We start from the raw sequence: 3,850 nt of genomic DNA, 5'->3' as shown, positions 1-3,850 counted from the left end.
CGCCTTTGCCGATCAACTGTGCAGAGATGATCGAGTCTGCCTATATTCTGAGCACCCAAGGTTAAATCTTATCGTTACTTTTCGGTGTTCCGGTGGGGCCAAATAGAACCGGCGGATTCGGGGAATAGGGCGGTGGAGCAGCGCGATGACGACCTGCGGCCCGAGCGGATACTGGAGCTCTCCAAGCGGCTGAGCGACGTCGCGGGGCTGCGGATCGGCGAGATCGCCGCCGTCAACCGGATGGCCAAGATGCTGTCGGTCAACGCCATGATCGTCGCGGCGCGGGCCGGCGAGGCCGGCAGGGGCTTCGCGGTGGTGGCCCAGGAATTCAAGAAGATCTCAGATGACATCGACGCGGTCGCCGCCTCCATGGAGAGCGAGGTGGCGACGGACCTGGCCGAGCTGACCAGCGTCGGCGGCGGCATCCTGGAGCACCTGCGCGGCCAGCGGCTGACCGACCTGGCGCTGAACGCCATCGAGATCGTCGACCGCAACCTCTACGAACGGACCTGCGACGTGCGCTGGTGGGCGACCGACCCGGCGGTGGTGGAGTGCCTGGCCGATCCGTCCCCCGAGCGTGCCCGCTACGCCACCAGGCGGCTGGGGGTGATCCTCGACGCCTACACCGTCTACCTCGACCTGTGGATCTGCGACGCCGAGGGCCAGGTGGTGGCGACCGGCCGGCCCGAGCGGTACCCGGGCGCGGCCCGCGCCTCGGCGGCCAGCTCGCCGTGGTTCAAGCAGGCGATGCGCACCGCCACCGGCATGGACTTCGCAGCCTGCGACGTGGTGGCGGAGCCGGCGCTGAACGGCGCGCCCGTGGCCACCTACGCGACCGCCATCCGGGCCAGGGGCGAGGCCAAGGGCAAGATCCTGGGCGTGCTGGGCATCCACTTCGACTGGCGCCCCCAGGCCCAGGCGGTGGTCGACGGCGTGCGGCTGACGGAGGGCGAGCGGGCCAGGTCCCGGGTGCTGATCCTCGACGCTTCGCACCGGGTGCTGGCCGCCTCCGACGGCAAGGGCGTGCTGACGGAGAAGATCGCGCTGGACGTCTCGGCCGGCCCGATGGGCTGCTACACCGCCGACGGGCGCACGGTGGGTTATGCGCTGACCCCCGGCTACGAAACCTACAAGGGCCTGGGCTGGTACGGCTGCGTGCAGCAGGTGGCGGAGGCGCCAGGCGTGGGCGAGGCGGAGGCGCGGCGGGCGGCTTAGCCCGCCTCAGCGGCGCTTGCCGAGCTCGGCGGCGATGTCCTTGGTGAGGCGGCCGACCTTGCGGTGGGCGGCGGTGAGCTGGTCGCGGGTCACGCCCCAACGCTTCATCCAGTATTCCACGGCCTTGCGCTCGGACAGGTCGAGCCGGTCCTTGTCGATGAAGCCGCGCTTGTCCTTCAGGCCGGCCATGGCGCGCTAGCGCTTCAGCCAGGGCTTGGAGGCGCCGGTCGGCATGCCCGCCTGCTCGCGCTTCACCTTGGCCCCAGGCGTCTTCGGCCGCGCCTCCTGCGCCGCCTTCTTCAGGCGCAGCGCCCGCTGCATGGGCGTTTCGTCAGGGGCGTCGGGTCGGTCGGTCATGGGACGGGGTGTAGCATAGGTGAGGGCGGGGAGGGGCGGATTTGCTATCGAGCGCCCTGCACGGCCGGCGCCGGTTGCCGGCGCAGGATCTTCTCCATCGCCTTGCCCTTGGCGAGTTCGTCGATGAGCTTGTCGAGGTAGCGGATTTCCCGCATCAGCGGCTCGGCTATCTCTTCGACGCGGACGCCGCAGATCACGCCTTTGATCTCGGCGCGGGCGGGGTTCAGCCTCGGGGCCTGGGCGAAGAAGGTCTCGAAGTCGGTCTTGCTCGCAAGGTGGGCGTCGAGCTGCGCCTGGCTGAAGCCGGTCAGCCAGCGGATGATCTCGTCGACCTCGGCCTTGGTGCGTCCCTTCTTCTCCGCCTTGGCGACGTAGTGCGGGTACACGCTGGCGAAGCTGGTGGTGTAGATCCGGTGCTTGGTCATCTAATCGGCTCCGTCCGGGCTGCCGGCGATGTTAGCACCGCTTAGAGGAGTTTGGGCTGGGCCGGCGGCGCATTTGCGCCCGGCGCGTGTTGCCCCCGGCGGCGCAACTCGGTCTGGGCGGTGAAGCGGACGTCGGCGTCGCGATCTTTGGCCATGGCCTGAAGCGTCTCGGTCTGCAGGGCCGACCAGGGCGCGCCGCGCTGGGGACCGCTGGGCACGCGCGGGAGGAGGCCGGGCTCCCGGCTCCAGGCGATGAGCTGCGCCAGGGAGGCCTCGTTCAGCATGTCGCGCAGGTGGTGGGCGGTGACGTAGGCGTCCGGGAGGGCGCGGTGGGCGGGCAGGCCCGCTTCGTGGACCAAGCCGTGCGGCATGCGCTGGTAGCGCAGCATTTGGTTGGAGAAGCTTGGAAGCTGCGGCCAGAGCCTGAGCGCGCACTTCCAGGTGCAGATCCAATCGACCTCGCCGGTCAGCTTGGGCCGGCAATACCTCTGCTCGAACGCGGCCCGATGTGCGGCCAGCGCTAGGACGCCGCCGGGCGGGCGCAGGACCTCCGGAGCGACCAGCTTCCAGTATGGGGCCGAGGCGACGTCGGCGTCGCGGATGTGGTGGATGGCCATGGTCTCGGGAGAGATCGGCCGGCCGGGATTGACGAACAGGGCGCCCCGTTCGCCCGCGACTCGCCAGGCGCCGTCCGGACCCTGCTCGAGGTCCTGCCAGCCGATCTCGCAGACGTCGTAGGGGCCGCCGCCGGCGGTCTCCAAGTCGATGACGCGGACGCGGGCAGGCGACGGGCTCAAGAGGAACAGCTCTCCGGTTCGCATTTGAGATAGGCGCGCTCGGACGCAATGCGAGAACCGCGGCTTCGGCCGAGAGCCGAGGCCTGCTATCTGGTGAAGCCTGGGCTGAAGGGGCGTGGGCTGTCGTGAAGGTGCTGATCGTCGGCGGCTACGGAGTCTTCGGCGGCCGGCTTGCGCGCCTGCTCGCCGACGAGCGGCAGGTGCGGCTGGTGATCGCGGGACGCTCGGCCGAGAAGGCGCAGGCCTTCTGCGCCTCCCAGCTGGCAGGCGCGAACTGCGAGGCCGCACGGTTCGATCGCGAGGGCGATGTCACGGCGCAGCTGCGCCAGATCGGGCCCGACGTCATCGTCGACGCGAGCGGTCCCTTTCAGGCGTACGGGACGGACCCCTACCGGCTCGTGAGGGCGGCCATGGGGCTTGGGATCTCCTACCTCGATCTGGCGGACGGGGCGGATTTTGTGGAGGGGGTGGCTGCCTTCGACCGCGAGGCTCGGCCGGCCGGCGTGTCCGTCCTCTCCGGCGTCAGCAGCTTTCCCGTCCTGACCGCCGCTGTGGTGCGCGCTCTGTCGGAGGACCTTGAGAGCATCGACTCGGTGGAGGCCGGCATCGCGCCGTCTCCTTACGCGGGCGTCGGCGAGAACGTTATCCGCGCCATCGCCGGCTATTCCGGAAAGCCGGTGAAGCTCAGGCGCGGGGGCCGGGACGCCTACGGCCACGGCATGGCCGAGAGCCGCCGGTATGTGATCCGCCCGCCTGGCTGTGTCCCGCTCCCGAGCTTGCGATTCTCCCTGGTCGACGTGCCCGACCTGCGCGTGTTGCCGAAGCTCTGGCCCGAGCTCGCCGAGGTCTGGATCGGGGCGGGGCCCGTGCCGGAGAGCCTGCACAGGATGCTGAACGGCCTGGCCTTGCTGGTGCGCTGGCGGGTGCTGCCTAGCCTTCGTCCGTTCGGCGGCCTGTTCTATCGAGCGATCAACATCCTCAGGTGGGGCGAGCATCGCGGGGGGATGTATGTGGAGATCAAGGGCCAGCGGGGCGGCGAGGCGGTGACCCGCTCCT

The 3,850-nt window shown here is 69.9% G+C and carries 6 protein-coding genes; 2 read left to right on the top strand and 4 right to left on the bottom strand.

The window, feature by feature from the left end; all coding sequences use genetic code 11:
* Window positions 1–84: 84 nt before the first annotated feature.
* Window positions 85–1,215: a methyl-accepting chemotaxis protein gene (locus tag VHK87_RS11545; RefSeq protein WP_329635043.1), complete on the top strand. Its 1,131-nt coding sequence runs from the start codon at window positions 85–87 to the stop codon at window positions 1,213–1,215.
* Window positions 1,216–1,221: 6 nt separating this feature from the next.
* Here the strand turns inward: VHK87_RS11545 and VHK87_RS11540 are convergent, their stop codons facing one another.
* The 4 genes from VHK87_RS11540 to VHK87_RS11525 are packed head-to-tail and all read right to left on the bottom strand — an operon-like array spanning window position 1,222 to window position 2,794.
* On the bottom strand, window positions 1,222–1,404 hold the full coding sequence (locus VHK87_RS11540; protein WP_325459841.1) for a DUF3606 domain-containing protein: 183 nt from the start codon (window positions 1,402–1,404) through the stop codon (window positions 1,222–1,224).
* Window positions 1,405–1,410: 6 nt separating this feature from the next.
* Window positions 1,411–1,572: a hypothetical protein gene (locus VHK87_RS11535; RefSeq protein WP_329635042.1), complete on the bottom strand. Its 162-nt coding sequence runs from the start codon at window positions 1,570–1,572 to the stop codon at window positions 1,411–1,413.
* A 44-nt stretch (window positions 1,573–1,616) separates the two neighbouring features.
* A complete protein-coding gene (locus VHK87_RS11530) occupies window positions 1,617–1,997 on the bottom strand; it encodes a DUF2200 domain-containing protein (RefSeq protein ID WP_329635041.1) in 381 nt (126 codons plus the stop codon).
* Between the two features lie 41 nt (window positions 1,998–2,038).
* Window positions 2,039–2,794 carry an exonuclease domain-containing protein gene (locus tag VHK87_RS11525; protein WP_329635040.1) on the bottom strand — a complete coding sequence of 252 codons (756 nt, stop codon included), beginning with the start codon at window positions 2,792–2,794 and terminating at the stop codon, window positions 2,039–2,041.
* 125 nt (window positions 2,795–2,919) lie between these two features.
* Between VHK87_RS11525 and VHK87_RS11520 the strand changes: the two genes are divergently transcribed.
* Window positions 2,920–3,850 (top strand): saccharopine dehydrogenase NADP-binding domain-containing protein (locus VHK87_RS11520; RefSeq protein ID WP_329635039.1); only part of this gene is annotated, 931 nt, incomplete at its 3' end.

Source organism: Phenylobacterium sp. (genome assembly GCF_036263695.1).
Classification (GTDB): Bacteria; Pseudomonadota; Alphaproteobacteria; order Caulobacterales; family Caulobacteraceae; genus Phenylobacterium.
Note: the sequence above shows the minus strand (reverse complement) of the source record. Positions and strands in the feature narration are given on the sequence as shown.

Coding starts and splice junctions, on each gene's coding strand:
- VHK87_RS11540 (WP_325459841.1), bottom strand. CDS start 1,404: ATGGCCGGCCTGAAGGACAAGCGCGGCTTCATCGACAAGGACCGGCTC.
- VHK87_RS11535 (WP_329635042.1), bottom strand. CDS start 1,572: ATGACCGACCGACCCGACGCCCCTGACGAAACGCCCATGCAGCGGGCG.
- VHK87_RS11530 (WP_329635041.1), bottom strand. CDS start 1,997: ATGACCAAGCACCGGATCTACACCACCAGCTTCGCCAGCGTGTACCCG.